The sequence below is a fragment of the Thermofilum pendens Hrk 5 genome (assembly GCF_000015225.1).
Taxonomy (GTDB): domain Archaea; phylum Thermoproteota; class Thermoprotei; order Thermofilales; family Thermofilaceae; genus Thermofilum; species Thermofilum pendens.
Genome location: NC_008698.1, coordinates 1 through 20,938 on the forward strand (window position 1 = coordinate 1; position 20,938 = coordinate 20,938).

The 20,938-nt window shown below is 56.5% G+C and carries 26 protein-coding genes; 9 read left to right on the forward strand and 17 right to left on the reverse strand.

Annotated features, from left to right (window positions below):
* Positions 1 to 29: 29 nt before the first annotated feature.
* Positions 30 to 881, forward strand: a complete 852-nt coding sequence (locus TPEN_RS00005) for a phosphatase PAP2 family protein (protein WP_011751676.1) — start codon at positions 30 to 32, stop codon at positions 879 to 881.
* A 5-nt stretch (positions 882 to 886) separates the two neighbouring features.
* Here TPEN_RS00005 and TPEN_RS00010 read toward each other — a convergent pair whose 3' ends face one another.
* A complete protein-coding gene (locus TPEN_RS00010; RefSeq protein ID WP_011751677.1) occupies positions 887 to 1,984 on the reverse strand; it encodes a M42 family metallopeptidase in 1,098 nt (365 codons plus the stop codon).
* Positions 1,985 to 2,135: 151 nt separating this feature from the next.
* On the opposite strand from TPEN_RS00010, the gene TPEN_RS00015 reads away from it, so the two are divergent.
* Positions 2,136 to 3,023, forward strand: a complete 888-nt coding sequence (locus tag TPEN_RS00015) for an alpha/beta hydrolase (protein ID WP_011751678.1) — start codon at positions 2,136 to 2,138, stop codon at positions 3,021 to 3,023.
* 1 nt (position 3,024) lies between these two features.
* On the forward strand, positions 3,025 to 4,311 hold the full coding sequence (locus TPEN_RS00020) for an MFS transporter (RefSeq protein WP_011751679.1): 1,287 nt from the start codon (positions 3,025 to 3,027) through the stop codon (positions 4,309 to 4,311).
* 2 nt (positions 4,312 to 4,313) lie between these two features.
* Here the strand turns inward: TPEN_RS00020 and TPEN_RS00025 are convergent, their stop codons facing one another.
* The 5 genes from TPEN_RS00025 to TPEN_RS00045 form a co-directional block, all read right to left on the reverse strand.
* Positions 4,314 to 5,123, reverse strand: a complete 810-nt coding sequence (locus TPEN_RS00025; RefSeq protein WP_011751680.1) for an energy-coupling factor ABC transporter ATP-binding protein — start codon at positions 5,121 to 5,123, stop codon at positions 4,314 to 4,316.
* Positions 5,120 to 5,959, reverse strand: a complete 840-nt coding sequence (locus TPEN_RS00030) for an energy-coupling factor ABC transporter ATP-binding protein (protein WP_148677846.1) — start codon at positions 5,957 to 5,959, stop codon at positions 5,120 to 5,122. Before TPEN_RS00030 ends, TPEN_RS00025 begins: the two co-directional genes overlap by 4 nt.
* Complete coding sequence (locus tag TPEN_RS00035; RefSeq protein ID WP_011751682.1) at positions 5,938 to 6,714, reverse strand: energy-coupling factor transporter transmembrane component T family protein; 777 nt, start codon at positions 6,712 to 6,714, stop codon at positions 5,938 to 5,940. Before TPEN_RS00035 ends, TPEN_RS00030 begins: the two co-directional genes overlap by 22 nt.
* A 41-nt stretch (positions 6,715 to 6,755) precedes the next feature.
* Entirely contained in the window at positions 6,756 to 7,631 is an 876-nt protein-coding gene (locus TPEN_RS00040; RefSeq protein ID WP_052884958.1) for a QueT transporter family protein, read from the reverse strand.
* Between the two features lie 132 nt (positions 7,632 to 7,763).
* Complete coding sequence (locus TPEN_RS00045) at positions 7,764 to 9,167, reverse strand: transglutaminase-like domain-containing protein (RefSeq protein ID WP_011751684.1); 1,404 nt, start codon at positions 9,165 to 9,167, stop codon at positions 7,764 to 7,766.
* 91 nt (positions 9,168 to 9,258) lie between these two features.
* Between TPEN_RS00045 and TPEN_RS00050 the strand changes: the two genes are divergently transcribed.
* Both TPEN_RS00050 and TPEN_RS00055 read left to right on the forward strand, forming a co-directional pair.
* Positions 9,259 to 9,918 (forward strand): adenylate kinase family protein, encoded by a 660-nt coding sequence (locus TPEN_RS00050; RefSeq protein ID WP_011751685.1) that lies wholly within the window; start codon positions 9,259 to 9,261, stop codon positions 9,916 to 9,918.
* Between the two features lie 39 nt (positions 9,919 to 9,957).
* On the forward strand, positions 9,958 to 10,458 hold the full coding sequence (locus tag TPEN_RS00055; RefSeq protein WP_011751686.1) for a hypothetical protein: 501 nt from the start codon (positions 9,958 to 9,960) through the stop codon (positions 10,456 to 10,458).
* Positions 10,459 to 10,592: 134 nt separating this feature from the next.
* Here TPEN_RS00055 and TPEN_RS00060 read toward each other — a convergent pair whose 3' ends face one another.
* On the reverse strand, positions 10,593 to 11,075 hold the full coding sequence (locus TPEN_RS00060) for an AAA-associated domain-containing protein (RefSeq protein ID WP_011751687.1): 483 nt from the start codon (positions 11,073 to 11,075) through the stop codon (positions 10,593 to 10,595).
* A gap of 78 nt (positions 11,076 to 11,153) precedes the next feature.
* Here TPEN_RS00060 and TPEN_RS00065 point away from each other — a divergent pair, with 78 nt between their 5' ends.
* Both TPEN_RS00065 and TPEN_RS00070 read left to right on the forward strand, forming a co-directional pair.
* On the forward strand, positions 11,154 to 12,647 hold the full coding sequence (locus TPEN_RS00065) for an ABC transporter permease subunit (RefSeq protein WP_011751688.1): 1,494 nt from the start codon (positions 11,154 to 11,156) through the stop codon (positions 12,645 to 12,647).
* 1 nt (position 12,648) lies between these two features.
* On the forward strand, positions 12,649 to 13,386 hold the full coding sequence (locus TPEN_RS00070; RefSeq protein ID WP_011751689.1) for an ABC transporter ATP-binding protein: 738 nt from the start codon (positions 12,649 to 12,651) through the stop codon (positions 13,384 to 13,386).
* A 351-nt stretch (positions 13,387 to 13,737) separates the two neighbouring features.
* Here the strand turns inward: TPEN_RS00070 and TPEN_RS00080 are convergent, their stop codons facing one another.
* The 5 genes from TPEN_RS00080 to TPEN_RS00100 are packed head-to-tail and all read right to left on the reverse strand — an operon-like array spanning position 13,738 to position 16,633.
* Positions 13,738 to 14,094 carry a cupin domain-containing protein gene (locus TPEN_RS00080; RefSeq protein ID WP_011751690.1) on the reverse strand — a complete coding sequence of 119 codons (357 nt, stop codon included), beginning with the start codon at positions 14,092 to 14,094 and terminating at the stop codon, positions 13,738 to 13,740.
* 32 nt (positions 14,095 to 14,126) lie between these two features.
* The gene (locus TPEN_RS00085; RefSeq protein ID WP_011751691.1) at positions 14,127 to 14,903 is read right to left on the reverse strand and encodes a molybdopterin-binding domain-containing protein; all 777 of its coding nucleotides are present in this window, start codon (positions 14,901 to 14,903) and stop codon (positions 14,127 to 14,129) included.
* On the reverse strand, positions 14,900 to 15,340 hold the full coding sequence (locus TPEN_RS00090) for a nucleoside 2-deoxyribosyltransferase (RefSeq protein ID WP_148677847.1): 441 nt from the start codon (positions 15,338 to 15,340) through the stop codon (positions 14,900 to 14,902). Before TPEN_RS00090 ends, TPEN_RS00085 begins: the two co-directional genes overlap by 4 nt.
* 34 nt (positions 15,341 to 15,374) lie before the next feature.
* On the reverse strand, positions 15,375 to 15,887 hold the full coding sequence (locus TPEN_RS00095) for an Lrp/AsnC family transcriptional regulator (protein WP_011751693.1): 513 nt from the start codon (positions 15,885 to 15,887) through the stop codon (positions 15,375 to 15,377).
* 41 nt (positions 15,888 to 15,928) lie between these two features.
* Positions 15,929 to 16,633 (reverse strand): hypothetical protein, encoded by a 705-nt coding sequence (locus TPEN_RS00100; protein WP_052884960.1) that lies wholly within the window; start codon positions 16,631 to 16,633, stop codon positions 15,929 to 15,931.
* A gap of 82 nt (positions 16,634 to 16,715) precedes the next feature.
* Here TPEN_RS00100 and TPEN_RS00105 point away from each other — a divergent pair, with 82 nt between their 5' ends.
* Together TPEN_RS00105 and TPEN_RS00110 are read left to right on the forward strand one after the other, a co-directional pair.
* Positions 16,716 to 16,955, forward strand: a complete 240-nt coding sequence (locus TPEN_RS00105) for a hypothetical protein (protein WP_148677848.1) — start codon at positions 16,716 to 16,718, stop codon at positions 16,953 to 16,955.
* On the forward strand, positions 16,955 to 17,656 hold the full coding sequence (locus TPEN_RS00110; RefSeq protein ID WP_011751696.1) for an HAD family hydrolase: 702 nt from the start codon (positions 16,955 to 16,957) through the stop codon (positions 17,654 to 17,656). Before TPEN_RS00105 ends, TPEN_RS00110 begins: the two co-directional genes overlap by 1 nt.
* Here TPEN_RS00110 and TPEN_RS00115 read toward each other — a convergent pair.
* From TPEN_RS00115 to TPEN_RS00135, 5 genes are read right to left on the reverse strand one after another with little or no spacing between them, the layout of a single operon-like run.
* On the reverse strand, positions 17,592 to 18,203 hold the full coding sequence (locus TPEN_RS00115; protein WP_011751697.1) for a DUF4443 domain-containing protein: 612 nt from the start codon (positions 18,201 to 18,203) through the stop codon (positions 17,592 to 17,594). The two genes, TPEN_RS00110 and TPEN_RS00115, sit on opposite strands and share 65 nt — an antisense overlap.
* The gene (locus TPEN_RS00120) at positions 18,184 to 18,660 is read right to left on the reverse strand and encodes a DUF4430 domain-containing protein (protein ID WP_052884962.1); all 477 of its coding nucleotides are present in this window, start codon (positions 18,658 to 18,660) and stop codon (positions 18,184 to 18,186) included. The genes TPEN_RS00115 and TPEN_RS00120 overlap by 20 nt, the downstream gene beginning before the upstream one ends.
* A gap of 13 nt (positions 18,661 to 18,673) precedes the next feature.
* Positions 18,674 to 19,213: an ECF transporter S component gene (locus TPEN_RS00125; RefSeq protein WP_011751699.1), complete on the reverse strand. Its 540-nt coding sequence runs from the start codon at positions 19,211 to 19,213 to the stop codon at positions 18,674 to 18,676.
* Positions 19,214 to 19,237: 24 nt separating this feature from the next.
* Positions 19,238 to 19,495: a hypothetical protein gene (locus tag TPEN_RS00130; RefSeq protein WP_011751700.1), complete on the reverse strand. Its 258-nt coding sequence runs from the start codon at positions 19,493 to 19,495 to the stop codon at positions 19,238 to 19,240.
* 17 nt (positions 19,496 to 19,512) lie between these two features.
* Positions 19,513 to 20,814, reverse strand: coding sequence for a DsbA family protein (locus tag TPEN_RS00135; RefSeq protein ID WP_011751701.1), 1,302 nt, complete (start codon positions 20,812 to 20,814; stop codon positions 19,513 to 19,515).
* Positions 20,815 to 20,938: the final 124 nt, after the last annotated feature.

The window sequence follows — 20,938 nt, forward strand, 5'->3', positions numbered from 1 at the left end:
ATAAATTCCCGGGGTGAGAGTATAGAGGGATGGCGAGGAGTAAGCTTGACTACCTTTTCGCGGCGGTATCAGTCTTGCTACTTGTCTCCCCGCTGATCGCCTACCTGACTGGTAACTGGGTCGGCTTCTGGCGGCTTGCCACGAACCTGGGCGACGAACCCGCCTACGTGGCTCTAGCCGTTGTGCTGTACTTCCTCGTCGACCAGGGCTTGGGGTTCTCGGTTTTACTAGCGCTCTCCACGACTGCTTGGTTGAACGTCGTAGTGAAGAATACCCTTCGGCTCCCCCGCCCCCCGAGGGAGCTGTGGCTTGCGAACGCAGAGGGGTACGGTTTTCCGAGTGGGCACTCGCAGACATCCACCACTTTTTGGTCCAGCCTCTCGCTTAAAACGCGGAGGCTCGGAGTAGTGGTTCTGGGTGTAGCGGTCGTAGCGATAGTCGGTGCCTCCAGGATAATGCTGAACGTGCACTATCCCTGGGACGTTGCCGGCGGCATTGCGCTGGGACTCGCTGTGTCTTACGCCTCGTACTACCTCTTCGACAGGCTACCGGGGAAGGCTTCTCTATCCTCCGCTGTTCTGGCGGTTTACGGGCTCGCGGTGGGGGGCCTCTACCTGGTAGTCGCGGACGCGACGATCGCTAGGATAGGGGGGCTGATAGTAGGCCTCTCCGTATACCCGCTGGTAAGCGAGAAGGTGAGCCTAGCCGGCAAGCCTCTCGCGTGGAGGGCGGTGCTCGCTGCGGTAGCCCTCGTGGTCGCCATGCTTCTAACGACGGTTGCTAAGGCGCAACCAGTCCCGGTACAGTTCATCGCCTACCTGGCTACGGGGGCTACAGTTGTAAGTCTACCGCTTCTACTGAAAAGAGCAGAAAAAGCTTAGAGACCCTATATATTCACGAACCTTTTTAGGGTTTCCTGGTCCAGCCGCTTCACGAGTTCCAGCACTAGTCGAACGGCGTTCTCCACGTCGCTCAGACTCACGATGCTGACGTGGCTGTGTATATGCCTAGTGGGCACGCCTATCACAATGCTGGGCCTTCCTCCCTTGTAAAGGTGAAGCCTGCCGGCATCCGTGCCGCCACTCACAGCCGATAGCTGGTAGGGGATCTTTGCCTCCTCGGCGACCTCTATGACGAACTCCTTGAAGCGAGGATTAGGTATCATCGACCTGTCGTACACGATTATGGACGGTCCCTTCCCGAGTTTAGCCGGAGCCTCGCTAGGCTTTATCCCCGGCACATCGCCGGCTATGTCTACCTCCGTAACTATGGCTACGTCGTGGTCTGCCACCCATCCAACAGTCTCGGCGCCCCTAAGCCCAACCTCCTCCTGCACAGTTGCAGCCGCGTAGAGCGTGTTCGGGTGGTCAATACCGTTAAGCCTGAGGTGCTTGAGGACCTCCATCGCTATGAAAGCCCCCACTCTGTCGTCCAAAGCTTTCGCCATGATTCTGTCCTCGAACGCGGTCCTCGTGAAGGGAGACCACGGCGCCACCGGGTCCCCTATTCTTACACCTAGCTTTTCTACTTCCTCCTTGCTCGTAGCGCCGACGTCGATGTACATCTGGCTGAACTGGACGACCTTCTGCCTCTCCTCCGGTGTCAACAGGTGCGGAGGCTTGCTCGTAATGACGCCGTAGACCTCCCCCTTCTTCGTCCTTATGACGACCCGCTGAGCCAGGAGAACCTGCTCAAACCAGCCTCCCAGCGTGGTGAACGTGATGAAACCTTCGGGGGTTATCCCCGTTACGAGGAAGCCCACTTCGTCCACGTGACCAGCGACAAGAACCTTGGGCCTCTCGCTCGAACCCCTCTTGACGAGGATCAGCGAGCCAAGGTTATCGCGTCTCACCTCGTCTGCGTACTCCGAGTAGTACTGCTTTATCCTCTCGAGGACGGGCTCCTCGAAGCCGGAAGGCGCCACTATCTCCGTTATCTCTTTTAAAACGTTCAGGGATTTTTCATCTAATTTGTACGCTGACACAGCGTGCTACTACACGTGGGAGTTTAAATTTCTTCCGCGCAGGAGAGAACCATAGTAAGCCCCTTAAAAAAGGCCATGCCAGGTAGAGGTTAGCGGCAAGGAGAAAACGAAAAATATATATTTTGCTGGAAATACTTATTTAGGACCAACGATGTTAACACTGCTGTTAACCACAGTAGTAGCTGTTGTCGTCCTCTTACTGGTAGCTGTAGCGTTTTCGGCTTCGCGAAAACTAGCGAGCCCTCCGAGAAAGGTGGGGCAGTGGTCTCCGGGCGACATGGGCTATACCTACGAGAAGCTCGAAGTAAAGACGAGCGACGGCTTGACGCTTAGGGGGTGGCTTATCCCTAGGGGGTCTGACAGGACAGTTCTCGTCGTCCACGGCTATACGTCTTCGAAGTGGGACGAGTGGTACATAAAGCCCGTTATAGACATCCTAGCTCGTAACAACTTCAACGTCGTAGCCTTCGATATGCGCGCCCACGGCGAGAGCGATGGGAGGTACACTACGCTGGGGTTACGCGAGGTGGAAGACATAAGCAAGATAATCGACTTACTAGAGGAAAAGGGGCTGGCGTCCAGGCTCGGCATGATCGGCTACTCGATGGGCGGCGCGATAACCCTAATGACCGCTGCGCGCGAAGACAGGGTGAAGGCCGCGGTGGCGGATAGCCCGTACATCGACATCAGAGCCTCGGGCAAAAGGTGGGTGAAAAGGGTTGGCGCGCCCCTAAGGTACCTGCTCCTAGCTTCGTACCCGCTGATAATCTACTTCACGAGTAAAACTACCCGGACCGACCCCAGTAAGCTCGTCATGTTCAACTATGCCTCGTTGATCCGCAAGCCGCTACTCATAATCGCCGGGAGAAACGACGACCTCGTGGCACTAGAGGAGATAGAGACGTTCTTCAACGAGAACAAGAAGGTAAACCCGAACACCGAGCTATGGGTAACGGATTCGAAGCACGTCTCCGCGATACAGGATTACCCGAAGGAGTACGAGAAAAGAGTCGTGGAGTTCTTCGAGAGGTGGCTGTAAGATGCCGGAGGGAAGACCCAGGGTTAAAGTCATAGTAGCCTCCCTAGCGCTCTTCGTGCTCTTCTACTTCATGGGGTACTACATGCTTAACCCGATACTGCGAACGTTGCACGCAGAGGGGCTCATTCCCGGGAAAAGCGAGGTCGAGTGGCGCTTCAACGCCGGGCTTATAGCCACGCTACTTCAAGGAACGGGCCTCGTCCTCTCGTTCGTGTGGGGAGTGCTCGCCGACAAGGTTGGTAGGCGCCCAGTGATTTTCACGCTTGGAGTAATAATGGGGTTAGGGCTACTCCTGGTGTCGCAGGCTAGGAGCTACGCCGAGCTACTCGCCTACTTCATCGCGTTCGGCGTGGGATACGTGGGCGTGGGACCAGCGATATACGCCTTTATCTCCGACGCCCTGCCCAGCGAGAGCAGGGGGAGAGGTTACGCGTCCTACTACGTCTCAAGCGTGCTCGCCATGATCCTAGGGCTGATAGTCGCCGGCGTACTCCTGCCGTGGCGCACAGCCTACATGCTTGCAGGACTACTCACACTGGTGTTCTCCGTCCTCCTGTTCTACTCTTCGAGGGGCATATTCATAGGGTACTCGGAGAAAGGCGCTAGAGAGGCTAGGAGGTACTCGCTCAGAGAATCCCTGCCGAGCCTGAGGAAGAAAAGCGTTCTGCTCGTACTCCTAATGATCATACCCTGGACCATCCCTTGGGGTATGCTGAGCATATGGTCCATAGACTACATTAGCACGAAGTGGGGCGTCTCGACTGGTACAGCGTCGCTGATAATAGCGGCGGCGACTGCTTCGATAGCTCTTGGACACATAGTGGGCGGCACCCTGAGCGATAGGCTCGCCGGCAAGGGGGACTACACCGGGAGAACAAAGGTGTCGCTACTGGGAGTAGTAGTCGGGTACGTGTCGATGATGCTCATGGTAACATACCCCTACCCCTACGGCAGTACGAACTTTAAAGACCTCCTTGTACCCTCAGCGCTAGCAGTTGGCGGAATGATGTTCACCACGTTTGCGTACCCGAATATAAACACCGTTCTAAGCGAGGTGGTAGTCCCGGAGCATAGAGGCACGGTGTTCGCTGTTTACAGCGTTCTAAACAACCTGGGCTGGACCCTGGGCCCAACGGTCTACACTCTTCTCCTCAAGGCATTCAGCGGCGTCTACGCAGACCAAGTATCGGCGATGACCGCGGCAGCGTCGACGATAGTCTCCCTGTGGCTCATACCTGCACTTTGCTGGCTACTGCTCCACAGGGTCTACCCGAAGGAGAAGATATAGCCTTAAATACCCTTCTTTTTCCTAAGCTCGATTATGTACTCCGCGATCTTCGAGGGAGAATAAGCCTTTAAGCCGAGCATCTTCGACAGCCTTTGAAGCTGCGTCGGGATGAAGCCCTTCTCCTCAAGGAACTCCGTGTCCAGAAGGACCTCCTCCGTCGCGCCGTCCCTAATCAGCCTACCCTTCTCAAATACGAGAACCCTCGTCGAGAACATGCCCAGCAGGTCCAAGTCGTGCGTTATCACAACGACTGTTTTCCCGCCCTTGTAAAGCTTCTCGAGAACCCTGAATAGCTGAAGGCACCTCGCGTAGTCGAGCCCGGTTGTCGGCTCGTCTAGGATCAGGACGTCGGGCTCCGTCACGAGCACGCTGGCTATTGCGAGTCTGTGTTTTTCCCCGAAGCTCAGCATGTGCGGGGAGGCGTCGAGAGGCTTCGACAAGTCGACGCTTTCAAGCGCTCGTAGCACCATGTCTTTAACCTTGCTCTCCGGGTAGCCCATGTTCCTCAGCGCGAATCCTACCTCGTCGAGTATCGTGGGAGAGAATATCATGAGATCCGGGTTCTGGTACACGTAGCCGACCTTCCTAGCTAGCTCGGAGACGGGGGTCGTCCTCGTATCCTTCCCGTCGACGAGCACCCTGCCGCTACGCGGCTTGAGGAGCCCCACGGCCAGCTTGGCGAACGTGGTCTTCCCGGCGCCGCTGTGCCCTATAACGCCAACGAACTCTCCTCGCTTAATCTCTACGTTGAGGTCCCTCATCTCGAAGAGCCCTTCCCCGTAGCTGAACCTAACGTTCTCGAACCTGATCATCCCCTCTCACCCAGGAGAACCCAGCTGTCAGACATCTTCACCGGTATAGGCACGTTCACGCCCCTCTTCCTAAGCTCATAGGCTACCTCGGCGACACCCGGAGGCCTCACGCCGTACCTTTGGATGTCCTCTACCCTCGAGAACACCTCCTCGGGTTTCCCCTCCAGGAGGATGGTACCCCTCCCCATCACTACCACTCTGTCGGCTACCTCGGCAGCCCACTCAACGCGGTGTTCCGCGACTATGACCGTCAAGCCCTCCTTCTTCAGCTCGGCTATGGCGTCGAGAACGAGCCTCGTCCCCCTGTGATCCAACATGGACGTAGGCTCGTCGAGTAACAGCACCTTGGGCTTCGATGTAAGCACGCTGGCTATAGCTACCAGCTGTTTCTCGCCGCCCGAGAGCGTCTGGGGATCCCTCCCGAGGAAGTCGTGAAGGTTCAGCATGTCGACAACCCAGTCTATCCTGGCGCGTATCTCTTCGCGCGGCAAGCCGAGGTTCTCCGGGCCCATCGCGAGCTCCTCGAGGACAGACCTCGTTACAACCTGCATCTCCGGGTTCTGGTATACAAGCCCCACCACGCCGGCGAGCCCCTTGTAGCCGCTCGAAACAACGTCTATACCCTCGACTACCGCCTGGCCCTCCACAGTGCCCGGGAGGAGGGAGGGTATAAGGCCCGCCAGCACCCTGAAAAGGGTTGTTTTACCGCAACCGCTGGGACCCATTATGATAACCAGCTCTCCTCTATTTGCTTCGAAGTCGACAGCTCTCAGAGTCCAGTCCTTCGATCCGAGGTACTTTACGTTCAGGTTTCTCACAGTAACTGAAGTCCCCATGCTATTATCACCCCGTAAAACACCAGTGAAAGAAGCGCGAACACAGTGTCCCTGGAGCTCCACCTCGGCTCCAGGAGGTAAGTCCTCCTCTTCGAGTACCCTACGTACCTGGATGCTAGGACCAGGCTTAGATCCCACACGTCGCTTAGAAGCCTGGAGATAACCGGTACTATAATGGGGATGTAGTTTCTAAGTCTGTCAAGCACGCTCCCCCTGTCGAGCGCGAGGCCTCTCAACTTCTGTATATCTATGACGTCCCGGGTAGCCTTAACCATGGTGGGCAACAGGCTCACAGCTATCACGAACGCCGTGGAAACCTTGGAGGGCATACCCATTTTTTCCAGCGTCCACGCGACGTGGTAAGGCTTCGTGGTAACGAAGAACGTTATAAAAGCGAATACAGGGCTCATTATGAGGAAGAACTTCCCGCTCGCTACAAGCAACCCTACGTCCGTGATCCTCAGGAATCCTAGCACGAACACAGGGCTTCCGTGGCCGCTGTACATCCCCGCCCATACGAGCGTCGTTATAAGTAGGAACACCAGGGAGTTGAATATCAGTACGGCCGCCAGCCCCGCGCCTATTCCGGAGAGGGTCAGCGCGGCTATAGCGGAGACGAACACGGGGAAGCTTTTCAACCCGTTGAACTGCGTCGCTATGGAGGCGGCGAGCACGAGGGTGGCCCAGAGGAGCTTCACTCTCGGATCCAGCGAGTGAAAGAACGACTTCCTCTCGACGTAGAGCCCGCTCAGCATCGCTTGTCAGAAGAAAAGAAAAAAGTAAAGGTTTATTATGTTTACGCCGTGGATTTCTGCGGCATTACTCTGTCCTTCCAGTAGAGACCCCTGGACTTTACTAGCGGGAAGAGTATCACGCCGAGGATTGGCGAGAGGACGGCGTTAACGGTGATGTTGTTTATGAGTATCGAGGTCGCTATAACCGCCCATATCACGAATACAGGTAGCCCTACGACGCTCTGCATCACGTCGAGCCACCAGCATATGTAGATGGCACTCACGAAGGCTTGGACTATGACGCCCCATATGTAGAACTCTCCTATCGAGGACGCGCTACCAAAGCTGTGATCCCTGACGAACTTGAAGGGTATGTAGGCTATCAGGAAGTTCCCTATAAAGCCTCCGAAAGAGCCTACCCCGAAGTACCCTGAAAGTATGTCTGCCAGTAGGTTGCCTATCGCTGCTCCGAGGCACCCGGGTATGCCGAAGAACATTCCGAAGAGCGGAGCGAGAGCGTTGCCAGGGCGCAACCACGTGAAGCCGGGTACTATGGTTATGGGGGCTGTAGCCGCGAGTAGCCCTCCATAGACGGCGGCGCTTAGGGCTACGAGGGCCACGTCTATAACGCTCCAGTCTCCTACCCCCATCCTGTTCTTAGCGAGGCCGGACTTAGTAATTGTGTAGCCGGCGAGCTCCGCGAAGAATACTATGGTTCCCAGAATCCAGATCACACCACCTACTATGAGCAGAGTATCACGTGCCTTCATGAAAGCAACAGATACAGGGAAGAGCTCCCAAACCTTGTTGGGCGCCTCTTTAGGTCCAAACATCTGGAGTGCCGTTTGGTATGCCTGCCAGAAGGAGTAAACGATTGCCGCGACAATCGCTAGCCCTATGATTATTGCTAGGTAGTAGATTGTTTTTGCTTTGTTCACAAGGATTTAATTATGAGGAAAAGTATATTAGCTTTTCTTTGAAGAAAAAGGAATGTTTATATTTCCTATGCATACGCCTGCAACTATTTAACTGTTCAGCGGAGCCTGCACCCACGTTGTTTTCGGCGAAACCTACGCAAGCTTTTCGACGGACACTATCTCCAGAGCGAAGTCCCACTCGTCGTAGTACAGGTTCCTTGACGGTGTCTCCACCTCTCCGCGCTGGCTGTCCACGGGGTCTGAGCGTATGTAGCGTTTAGGCGGGTCGAACTCTGCGTACACCTCTATGTTCGAGGCTAGGCGGTACCCCTCGGTTGACCCCAGGTAGAAGGTGTTGCGCCACTCGCCGCCCTTCCTCTTGTTCCCGAAGCTTGGATCCGCGTACAGCCAGCCGTAGGGCTCGAGGTAGAATTGCGCCCAGTCGTGCATGCCGGGCGATAACGGGTGCATGTACCAGCCTGACTCCCACCTGGCGGGTACCCCGGCGATACGGCACATCGTTATGAAGAGCAGGGCCTGCATGCCGCAGTCGCCCCTCTTCTCGCGGAAAACGTACTCCGGTATGTTGTCGTAGAATATGTAGTCCTTGGCGTAGGTGTACCTGACGTTCTCGGTTATCCAGCCCCATATCCGCTGAACCTTCTCGTAGGGGGACGCGGCGCCCCTAGTCAACCGGTCCACGAACTCCCTGAGCTCGCCGGTGAACGCTATGTGCGGCGGCCTCTCGGACAGGTACCTTCTAGCGACCTCGGAGTCCGGGTCGACGCTCGCCTCCCTGGGGTCTACCTCTACGTGGAAGCCCCTAGAGGTGAACTCGTATTCCACCCACACCTCTCTAGTGTCCCCGTAAAGCTCGAAGTAAGCTGTCCTCTGAGGGTGATCCGGGGGCGCTACGTGTACAGGCTTCACGCTGTAGTCGAGAAGCCTGAACTCCGAGTGAATACCCTCGACCCTCGGTAGCGGGATCCAGACCCTCACGGGCTCTCCGAGCTCCCTCGGGCTCCTCTTCAGGCTCACCCTTGCCCTTACGCGGTACCTTAAAGGTAGGACGTAGCCCCCGCCCTTCTCGCGTGCGGCGCTGAGAACCCTCTCGGCTCTCCACTTCAACGTCAGCTCGTTCAGGTCGCTCCGCTCGTCGCCCAGGCTTTTCCTACGGCTTGAGAGGTCCCCGCAGAGCCAGAAAGCGTTCGGCTCGAAGCGTCTGTGCACTCTTACCTCCCCCTCTATAACCGCGTGGTCCACGCACCCCCTGGATATCAGCGAGGCGAACTCCTCCAGCGTGAGATCCTCTACGCGCTTCCTGAGCTGCCTGAATGCCTCCTCGACGGTGTAGGGGTACTCGTAGCCCATCCTTCTAATCCTTTCAAGCTCGAATTCGAAGCGCTTTGCCAACGGTTGCGGAGACGTCTCTGCAAGCCTCCTCAACTCCCCCTCCGCCTTCCTCAACTCCCCTCTCCTCAAAAGCTCCGAGACCTCAGCCGGCAACGGGTGCTTCAAGTACTCCAGCGTGTTCGTGTAGCAGGATCCCCCGCTCACACAAAGCTAGCTACGCGCGAAGCCTTAAAGCCATCGCTAGGCCTCAGGCGTTACCCTTATTAGCATGCAGAGAGCTTAGTCTATAACTCGGGTGCAAACCATAAGGGTATCAATACTTGGACCGCCGGGAGCCGGTAAGGGGACGTACGCGTCCGAGGTGGCTAGGTTCTTCGGAGTGCCGCACGTATCCACGGGGGAGCTTCTGCGACAAGAGATACGCAAGGGGTCCGAGCTGGGTAGGCGCGTCGCTACGTACGTTTCCAGGGGGCTACTGGTCCCCGACGATGTGGTCAACGAGCTTGTTGGAAGCCGCCTCTCGCAGGGCGACTGCGCGAAGGGCTTCGTCCTGGACGGCTACCCGCGGACGCTACAACAGGCTCTTTTCCTCGAAAAGCACTACCCCCTGGACAAGGCTGTGCTTCTGAGTGTAAGCCTGAAGGTCGCCGTTGAGAGGCTCTCGGGAAGGCTTTACTGTCCCAACTGCGGCGAAACGTACCACGTGTCCTGGAAGCCTCCGAGAAAACCGGGTGTATGCGACAATTGCGGGTCTAGGCTCGTGAGGAGGAGAGACGACGACCCGGAAGTCGTTGAGGCGAGGTTCCGCGAGTACTGGAGACTCACGCTCCCCGTCGTGGACTTCTACAGGGAGAAAGGCAAGCTCCTGGAGTTCGACGCAAACGGAGATTCCAGGGAGCTTGCGCCGAGGCTTGTATCCATACTCGCGGGAGCGTTGGCGAAGACCTCTACCTAAAAGTTAGGCTTTTTACCCGCCTCCCGATCTCCTCCTAGGATGGTTGGAGAAAGGCTCGGCAGGTTCCAAGTAATGGCCCTCCTGCAGGCCGCGCGGTACTACGTGCTGACAGGCGACCTTGAAAAAGCTTATTCCTTCGGGCTCAACAGGGCGATATTCTACGCCTGGGCGAAGAGGAGAGGAGTCCCCGTTGCCGCTTCGCGCGAAAAGATCGCTAGGGGCGTGGAGGTCGAGAAAGACTCCTCAGGGAGGACGCTCGTATACGTGGGCGACGAGGCTGCATACCTCAGCGAGCACGGGTGGTTCACGATGGGCGGGCAGGACCAGACTCCGGAGCTCTTCGAACGCGAAGTTAAGTCCAGGGTGGAGAAAGTTATGCCCTTCGAGGAGGCCTGGAGGATCGCTGTCGAGTACGTGAAGTCGTTCGACAAGAGGACGCTTCTAAGCCAAGCGGACTTCTACGAGAAGGTCTACCTACCTGTGCGCGACTCCTTCCCCGAGATTCCCCCTAGAAAGGGGAGGCAGACAACGCTCTTCTAAGCCACCCCTGCAACAGCGTACAGAAGAGGCGTACCGGGGGAGTGTCAGCTTCCGCCGTAGGCCTCACAGCTCGGTCCTAGCGAACTTCATCACCATGCTTGAAAGGCTTGTTGAGCGGATAAACCCATCGCGCTCTAAATGGGGAGTATTTCCTCGTCTTCCTCGTCCATGACGAAGAGGTGGAGGAAGGCCCCCCATATGAGCACGTTTTTCCTGGCTTCCTCCACGTTTCCCGGGTAGTACTTGCCTATTATGGCGTCGAACTCCTCCACAGTCATCCTCTTTTTCTCCTTGAGGGTCGATGCTATCTCGGCTAGAGGCTCGATGTTGCTGATAGCGTTCCTTAACAGCTTCTTGATGCTCTTCGGATCGCTTCGGGCAACCCTCTTCCCCAGCTCTGTTAGCTGTAGGTTTCCTTTATGGGTCTTTATGAGCCCTAAGGCCTCCGCGACGTCTATAGCCTTCGGGAGAACCTGTATGTTTTCGTGGACAGCGTCCCCTACGTACATCGAGTCAGTCAACCCTCCCATTGTGTGTAGGACTTCTAGCAACCCGAGGACGTGGTCGGGGGAAACATCCCTTGGAAGCACGATCTTCTTAGAGCTTTGTTGTGACACCTTAAGGTCCCACCCGCTCTAAGAAATAGCTATATTAACATTTTTAACGTTTTCGCAAATTGTCCTCGGTGAACGCTAATGCTAGCCCTGCTTATCGCGGTCTCGGCGAGCCTTGCACGCATGGCGGAAGCGTACATCGTATCCCTGCTCATAGCTCTAGTTCTGGGCTCGCTAATGGCTCGTAACAAGGTTGTCGAATCCATCATGCTACCCGTGCTCGACATCCTCCAGTCAATACCCATACTCGGCTTCTTCCCGGCTGCCCTCGCTATGTTCATAGCTAACCTTCCCAGGGCTTTGGGCGTAGAGGCGGCAGCTGTATTCTTGATAGTGACTAGCCTTGTGTGGAACATGATATTCGGGGTTTACGCGTCTATAAAGTCCCTTGAACCCTCCGTTTTCGATATGGCGAGGGTTTACTCGCTGGGTGCTGTTTCGAGGTTTTTCTACATATACGTGCCGGCTTCTAGGGCGGCGCTCCTGGCGAACAGCCTCATCTCGTGGGCTGGCGGCTGGTTCTTCCTGACGGCAGCCGAGGTCATCACTCTGGGAGAGGAGGAGTACAAGCTGACGGGTATAGGCGCCTTTATAATGGAGAGCTACAACAGGGGGGACTACGCGAGCTTCTACATCGGCGTTGCCGCGCTGTTCGCGACTATCATGGCGACGTATGTTCTCCTATGGAACCCAGCCGTAAAGTCCGTTAGAGACCTACCCCTCCCGTCCGTGAGCGCTTTCTACGAAAAGTTCTCGGAGGTTGTTTCCCGCGTGTGGAGTGGTCTAGGAGAGGCTCTGGTATGGGTCGAGGCGAGAGTTAAGCTTCCAGGCTTCGTCCCCAGGGTTGTCGGGGCTACGCTACTAGTGGTCGCGTTGTTCTACCTTGGCTCCGGCGTGGCGGGTCTTCTAAGCTTGGACGTAGTAGGCGTGGCTAAGAGCTTCCTTCACGAGCTACCGCTGAGCCTCGCAAGGGTGTCTATAGTGCTCGTCTTTTCCCTGGTCCTCTCGCTCCTAATAGCCTACCTGACGTACAGCTTCAGGAGAGCTGCGATGCTTATTGGCGCATCGGGCGAGCTACTCGCCTCAGTGCCGGCAATCATATGGTGGCCTCTACTGGGCTACGTAGCCTTGACCTTCTCCTGGGGGCCTCTCGTGGTTTTGTTTACGGTTCTCCTGCAAGGCTCTCTGTGGTACCTGTACTTCAATATACTCGTCTTCGGGCTTGGAAGCATAAGAAAAGAGCACGAAGAGCTCGCCGCCGTGTACGGCGTAAAGGGGTGGCACTTCTTCAGGTCGATATTCTTCCCCTCGGTTTTTCCCTCGCTTCTCACAGGTGCTTTAAGCTCGTGGGGTGGGGCGTGGAACGCGACGATAGCCGCTGAATACGTTACGCTGGGCCAGAGAACGATAGACCTGGGAGGTGTCGGAGCCCTGCTTAACAGGTATACTGTTGAGGGAGAAGCCGGGAAAACCGCGCTGGCGGCACTCTTCTTGTCGCTGGTTATAGTAGCGGTGGATAAAGCGGTCTGGGCGAGGCTGTTCTCAAGGCTTAGCGGTAAGTTTGCCGGTGAGTAGCATGCAGACGATACTCTCCATAAGGAACATCGTCAAGACGTTCAAGGAAGGCGGGAAGACACTACCGGTTCTCGACCACATATCCTTCGACGTCGGAGAAGAGTTCGTCGCGATCCTAGGGCCCTCCGGGTGCGGGAAGACCACGCTTTTAAGGATAATAGCCGGGCTTGAGAAAGCCGATAGCGGGGAGATAGTGTTCGCTAGAGGCGATTCGCGCATAGGCTTTATCTTCCAGTCTCCAACCCTGCTACCCTGGCTGACTGTACTCGAAAACGTGGCGCTCCCCCTAAGGGCTAACGGCGTTCCGCGCAGGGAGGCCGAGGAGAAGGCCAGGAAGTACATCTCCCTGGTGGGCCTCCAAGCCTTCGAGAACTTCTACCCGCACGAGCTGAGCGGCGGGATGAAGCAGAGAGTCAATATCGCGAGGGCACTCGCGGTGGAGCCAGTACTGCTACTCATGGATGAACCCTTCTCGCAGCTCGACCCGTTGACCGCGGAGTCGCTCAGGTCGGAGATTCTGGACATGTGGATGTGGGGTGTAACGACCGTAAGAGCGATAATAATGGTTACCCACAACGTCGACGAGGCAGTCTTCATGGCCGACAGAATCATCGTGCTAACAACGCGGCCCGCGAAGATCGCTGGAATAGTGCATGTCGACCTGCCGAGGCCTAGGGATAGGAGGTCGCCGGAGTTCCAGAAGGTCGAGGACCAGGTATACGAGTACATAAGCGCCTAAGCGCGCGGAGCTGAGAGGAAGTGCTGAACGCCTTTCCCTGTCGGTTTTTCGCTTTAGCCGCGCGTGAGTACGCGGCGGAAGATGCAACGCTATGGGAAGCGCTCTACCGCTTCGCAGTTGCAAAGGCACAGGCTAAGCCAGCCGCGAAGAAGCTAGTCGAAGAACTGCTAAGAATTAAACCAGCTGGGGCACAAGAATAAGGGGTAGGACCCCCGGGGAAGCGGTGCCCGGCCCCCTCATTGAAGCACGCGCTACTCGCAACGAATAAAAGAAGACATTATTGTAGAACATTGGGGGATGAGGAGGCGGTGGCTGTACGAAGCTGGTGAGTGCAGGGTAAGCTTCTGACCCCTACTCGTTGCACCTAGGGCTTACCTCCATGTACTCGGTCTCCACGCCGGGAGCCTCTACGACGAGGGCAACGCCGCGCCTACCGCCCGGCCTGTAGGCGTTGTGCCACTCGTCTACCACGTAGAGCTTGCCGGGCTCCATCTTTACCTCCCTCAGCTCCGACCCGTCCTCGCTGACGACCAGAGTTATCTCCCCCTCGAGTAGGACGAAGAGCTCCGGTCTATCGTGCTTCTCCAGTACAGTGACTTCCCGTAGAGAGGCGTTCTCGGGGATGTAGATGCCAACCTGCCACTTGTCGTTCTCCCTGTAAGCCACGGTCCACCTTTCCCCGTAAAGCCTGGCGTCAAGCACCTTCACGGCGCAACACCCACTAGCAGGCACACGGGAAGCTATAAATCTTCCTCCTTCACGCCCCCCGCTTTCTCCTTCTCCACGAGCCGAAGCCCCTTCTCGGCGGCGAGCTTTTTCACGAGCTCTTCTACTCTTTCCATGGCGTCCGAGAGGCCCTCGGGGGTTTCCGAGTAAGCTGTAAACGTCAGCGGAAGACCCTTCCCGGTGTAGAACCTCGCGTCGAGCCGCGCGAACACGCCTTTCACCCCGCTGTTTACCTCGGAAACTATGCTTTCAGCCTCCTCGACGCCGCACTCAACGTCCATCGAGAACGTCACCGAGTACTTTTTCCCGGTTTTCTCCCGGAAGAAATCCTGTATGCCTGCCTCGAAGGTCTCGATCGTCTCCTCGAACCCCGGCGGCGTCGCTGCCACGAATCGGTCGTCCGTCAGGCTAAAGGCAACGAACGCTGGTACGGGTCCGCGCTCGTTCGGAATAACGTAGCTGAACTCCGGGGTTATCGCCAGCTCTTCGACGTTGCCCGGGATGTCCACCCGGTCCATATAGTACCCGGTTACGAGCTCCAAAGCCTCCTTGTTTACCTCCAGCTTTAGTCCCAGCGCGTTACCTATTACTTCCACGGCCTTCCTATTCCCCGCCGCGCCCACTACTATCACGGCGTCCTGCTCGGCTATGACCGCGGCGACCTCCTCTAAGCTGACGTTCGCCCGCACAAGAGAGGGCTCTACCCCTATAGCTCCGAGGTACCCTTTAAGCCACTGAAGCGCGGCTTCGGGCTCCCGGGCTTCCGGCAGGGCGACTACGGCTACCTTCATTGCATGTCAACGCTACCTGGCAACATGCTGTCTAATTTTTCTATTGCCTCGTCGACGTCCGAGTAGGCTACCAGCCTGAAGTTCTCCCACGTTATACCCCTTATCATCGCGGATACCGATTCCAGCCTCTCGCGCAAGGCCAGGGCTATCACCGGCTTCCCCCTCAGCAGAAAGTACGCTATCTCGAAGCCCACGCCGAGGCTCGGGTACGATACCTCCGCCACCAGGACGTCCGCCTCTTCCAGCAACCTTATATCCCTCTCGAAGACCTCTCTAGGCGTCATACCCTTCTCCACGTCGAGCACGTCGTCCGCTACGTGCTTCGTCAACACGACGTACCCCCTCTCCTCCAGGGCTTGCAACAGCTTCTTCACGTTTGCCAGCGCGCTACGGTCACCCCTCATCGGAGCCGCCAGGTAGACCTTCACGCCGGTCACCCGGGTCAGCCCATAGAAAGGAGGCTTTAATCCCTTACGTGGTCCCGGGGTTGCGCGCCGGGAGCCTTGCGAGGTTCGCCTTGTCGATCCTTATCGGTAGCTTCGTTGTCTCCTTAACTACTTCGAGCACGACCGACGTGTAGGTTTTCTCTACCCCCTCGATATTTCTCAGCCTGTTTACGACGAGGTCTCCCAGCTCGTCGACACTCCCCACGCGGACCTTGGCGAGGATATCCCACTCACCCGTGATTATGTGAACCTCCTGGACCTCCGGGATCTTCGCTATCTCCTGGGCGACCTTCCTCTGGTCGAGCCCTCTATCCCTCGAAAACGAGATGAAAACGTATGCGAGTGTGTCGTAGCCCAGCTTTTTAGGGTCGAGTATAGCCCTGTAAGCCTTTATCACGCCTTCCCTCTCCAGCCGTTTAAGCCGAGCGTGAGTCGTAGTAATCGGAGAGCCTATCCTCTTGCTAATTTCCTTTATGACTAACCTCGCGTTCTCCTGGAGCAACTCCAGTATAGCCGCATCCTTCTCATCGATGATCATTTTATCAGCACGTCCAAAAGCATCCAGGAAAATATACTTTTCTATTTCGATTTTTTGGAAATTCCTTCCTCCCCTCCGCCTACACCGCTGTAAAAAATCCTGCTAACCCTCTCGAGAAAACTCTCCTCCAAGCCTCTCTCCGCTATCCTCCTCAGCTTCCTCTTAGCCTCCCTCAGCGCCAGTATACTAGCGCGGCGAGTAACCTCTAGCTCGAGCTCTCTCACCAGCCGCCTTACGACCTTCAAAGCCTTGAACACCGTCAAGCTCCCGGGGAGCGGCACAACAAAAGAGACGTAGAGCATCTCCTCTCCGCTCTCCAAATCCACGTAGCTAACGAAGCCAGAGTCCATGAGCTCCTTTAACACGGAGAGAAGAGCCTCCTGGTACGCCTCTATCCCTATGTACGACCTCCACTCGGAGAACCACTCGTCAACGCTTACCTCGACTCCTCCCCTGTTAACTTTAACCTCGTATGTGAAGAGAGAGCCCATCCTCAGGATGTAGAAGATGTTTTTCTCCATGTACTCTACGGGCTCTATCGACACGCCTTCGGGGATCTCCTCCAGCCTTAACCCCCGAAGCTTGCCTACAGGTATGGGTACGAAGTCGCCGACCCCGCTGTACGTCTCCCCGTCGAGGTCGAGGTAGAGGACGTCACCCTCCCTGGTGAAAAACGCCCTTATCCTCCTACTGGAAACGAACTTCGAAGGCCTCCTCTCACCGTCCCCCATGCCGACACCAGACACTCTTGCTTGCCATGCACAAGCCCCTTATAACGGTAACGCGTGCAGACGAATGTTTTTAAGCAGGCCTAAGGAGTGGTGGAGGGTGCATTCCAGCATGCTACTCGGAGTAGCGGGCATGTTGCTCATAATAGCGGCATGGATTGCAAGCTTCAAGGATGTCCCAAGCCCTCGCTTAAGCTCGCTTTACGCCGCTGGAAGCTTCCTCCTCGCCGTGCACTCCGTGCTCATAGGAGATCCCGTGTTCCTAGTCTTAAATAGCCTTGCGACGGCGCTCGCTCTCCTCAACCTGTACAGGTGGTATAGGGGCAGGGCGAAGCCGTAATGACTAGGGCGGTTTTCTTCGACATGGGAGGGGTGCTCGTATTCGACAGAGGGTTTGCGCACCATCTCGCCAGGAACGTCAGTCTGGCTCTACGCGAAGCAGGGCTGGAATACTCCGAGGAGGAGGTGCTCAGAGCCTGGAAGGAGTCAAGTGTGCACGGTGACGAGCTGGAAACCTGGGACCTTGTCAGATCCATGGTGTTGCTTAGAAAGCTGGGCGTAACCCCGAAACCCCTGCTCGCAGAGAAAGTGTACAAGGCTGTGCTCGAGAGCTACGTTCAAGGCTTCTCGCTGGACGAAGAGGCTGAGCACGCGCTGAGCCTGTCCCGTAGCCTAGGCTTCACCGTGGGGCTAATAACCAACGTTGGGAGCTACGAGATCGTGCGGAGGAGGCTTGAGGAAGCCGGGCTCCTGAAGTACGTAGACGTCATTGTAGCCTCGCAGGCTGTTGCCTGGAAAAAGCCTTCACCGAGGATATTCGAACTAGCGTGCTACCTGGCCGGCGTCGAGCCGGGCAACGCCGTCCACGTGGGCGACGACCCACGCATAGATGTGGAGGGCGCCAAGAAAGCCGGGCTCAGGGCCGTACAAGTGCTGAAAGCCGGGCCTCCGAGAAGCCCCTACGCTGATGCGTGGGTCAACTCCGTAGGAGAAGTTCCAGGGATTCTAGAAGACTGGGTCTCCAAGGGGCTTTTTCGCTGAGTAAGATCCCGACGAGGCCCTTCACCGCAGCTCCGAGCCTCTCTCCGAAGACTACGAGCAGACAGTCCTCCTCCTCGGCTTCTCCGAGGACCTCCCCGCAGAGCCTCGGGGCGTACGAGCAGAGATCCTCGCCTCCCGGCGGCAACCTGAACTTTCCCCCGTCGAACACGGCTATCACCGCGCCGTCTGCGCCCTCCCTAACCGCCTCATCCCTCAACTTCACAACGTTTTCAGCGGGCGGGTACCCGTGCAGGAGCACGTATACAGCTTCCCGCGCGTTAAGCTCCCACGCAGGGGCAAGCCCGAGCCTCTTAGCGGACATCGCCTCAAGCAATCCGCGCACGCCGTTCCTCCCGCTATCCGTGAGAGCGTTCCCCGCCCGCACTGAGCGCACAAGCCCCCTCTCGTTGAGAAACCTTAGGTGGGACCTGACCACGCCCTCCCCGAGCCCGAGCTCGCTCGACAGCGTCTTCCTGCTTACGTAGCCGCCGCTAACATAGAGAAAAAGCAGAAAGGAAAGGTAGGTTTTAGAACTTCCAGTGCTCATACCTCCATACTATCACGTCGCCGTTCGCCAAGATATATTTGTCTGCCGCCACTTGCCCCATGACCAGCTGGGACTTTCCTGGGTCGTACCTGTACCAAAGCCACGAGTAACCCTCGTTCTTCGATAAGAACTTCTCGGAGACCCCGTTCACGCTGGTGACGTAGGCCCCCATCTGGGAAGTCTTGTACTCGACCTTCGCAACAGCTACTAGCGCGGTTAAGGCCGAGGAGCCAGAGGGAAGCGGGGTGGAGTTAAACCATACGATCGTCCCGTTCCCGTAGTCAATGCCTATATTCACGAGCACGGTTCTCGATGCGTAGGATCTAAGGGAGGCTGAAAGCCGCTCGTTCTCCAGGTAGAGGTAGGCCGCGAAGCCGCTCGCAATTATCGCCCATGCGAGTAACGCTAGTACGAGTAACCCGGCGATCTTCCTTCCAGGGCTCTTCTCTCCAGACACGCATATTGGATTCTTATCCAATATTTATGTTTTTCCCTAGTCTCCTCTCCAGCGCTTCTAGAAGCGCCACTGCCAGCGCCGACGTGGAAAACTCCGTTAAAGGCCCCACACCGACCAGGAAGCCTCCAACCACAGGCACGAATAGCCCTAGCAGACCGAAGACCAGCGCGTCCAGAGGCTTTAGACCGAAGATCATGTAAAAAAGAACTGATGTCGTCACGTCGAAAAGAAAGCACGATAGAAATGCCGACACAAATAGGTAGGTCTTCTCCAGCCCACGCCTATAAGAGAAGCCGAACACAGCGGAGAAAGCTCCCGCGAGGAAGGGGTTCACGAGAGTCCAGAAGCCTGGTCCTATCAGCATATCCGAGAGGACATACGAGAGAAAGCCTACTAGGAAGCCCTCCTTATAGCCAAGGATAGCAGAGGAGACAAACGCCATGGCTAGAGGAATGTTTACAAACTGGACTGTCGTAACGAGGTTCTTCGCGACCCTGAAGACAACGGCCGTCGAGGTGAAGACAGCCACGGCCGCTATCCTTCTCGCGTCCACGGCTGGTTGGACAAAAATCCAATATTAAAGATTTATCCTCTGCACCAGGAAATCCAGCGCTTTGCCAGCATACCTCGTGAGAACGTAAATGACCACAACTGCGAGAAACGCTAGTACAAGTGGGAGAACAGCAGTCTCGGCGTAAGCCCTAAACACGCTAAGGCTGGACCAGGGCGTTACACCGGTAACTCTCTCCGCAGCGGCTAGCGTGACTAAAACAGCCAAGATGATGAAAGAGAAGAACACGGCGAGAAGCCAACCTAGCAGTAGCTTTTCCAGCACTGCGCGTTCAACCCGTCCTAGCTTTTCAGCCAGGACAATACTTCGTCGAGCTGCCCCTGGGTCATGCACGCGTTAATATCGAGGCAACCAGGTACGACGAGGCCTTTCCCCTTCTCGGGGTTCCAGAATATAAGCGTCGGCGTACCCGTGTAGCCATCGCTTATCAGCTTCTGGGAGAGAGACCTCACATGCTCCGCGCCGGCGTTAACCTGCTTGAGGCACTCGTCTATCAAAGCCTTACCAGTGTACGTCGACGCGATGCTCGATAAGTCTTCGAGTGTAGTGCTCACGCCTTGGTTCAGCTTGTCGTAAAGCTTCCTCGACAAGTTGAAGTAGAGGTACCCGTCCCCCGTCTTGTTGTAAACGCACTTAGCTAGAGCGTGCATCTCTGCAACCTCGGGGTGCACTATTAGGTCTACAAGTACCACTTTAAGTGACCCCGACTTGGCTAGCCTCGTAAAGGTGTCGCCAAGGCTCGCCATGAGCTTCGCGCAGAACGGGCAGTGGTAGTCCTCGAGTATGTAAAGGGTTAAGCTAGAGGAGCCTACAGGGACACCTTCCCTTGCCAGGTAAGAGGGAGGAGGTGTTCTGATTTCGTAGACTTGAACTCCGAAATATTCCAGTACTCTGCCCGAGACGTCCTCTCTGAAGGTGTAGTATCCGTTGCCTAAAGGCTTTATGAAGGCGTAGCCCTTCGAGAGGTTGTAGTCCGACTTGAAGACTATCGCCGGTAACCTTGTCAACGTGAAACTCACACTACTCGGCGTGACGTAGGTTATCCTGGAGACATTGGAGAGGGAGAGCTGGCTCAGTATACGCCTCATGTCGTCCTCGCCCGCCCTTATGCCTGTAAACGGAGCAGTGGAGTTCACTATTATGGCTTCCGACTGGTACGTGAAAACGGGAGAAGCCCCCGCGGAGGAAGCCATGTAGGCTGAAACACCTGGGTTTAGAACTTTGTAGCCCCCAACCTCGCCTACGACCAGTTGTTCTAGCGCGGAGATATTCCCTTTGAGAAGGAGCGCCGGGTACACTCTGAGCTTCTCCGGGAGGCTCGATGCCGGCAGGTAGCACACGGGGACATTCACTATGTTGATCCCGTACTGCTGTAGCACTACCTTGAAGTTAGAGGTTATAGTGTCACCCAGGTTTTTCTGCGCCTCGTCAAGGTACACGTAGACTAGGCTTGTAGGCTGGCAGGACGGCTGCGGCTGCTGGACGCTTCCCGGCGGCGCAGCCTGTTTCAGCAAGAGGAGGCTCAGCCCGGCGGCGACGGCCACAGCGACTGCTAGTAGTGCGTATACTACTTTCTTGTCCATTTCGCGTCAAGCCTCGCTGGAGATGCATACACTAAAAGCTTTCGGCGCTGAGAGGGGGGTCGCGCCACGTGCTTCTCCGGCCACCGGTTGGCTAAGCTTGGGAAAAAACGCGGGTACCCGTGCC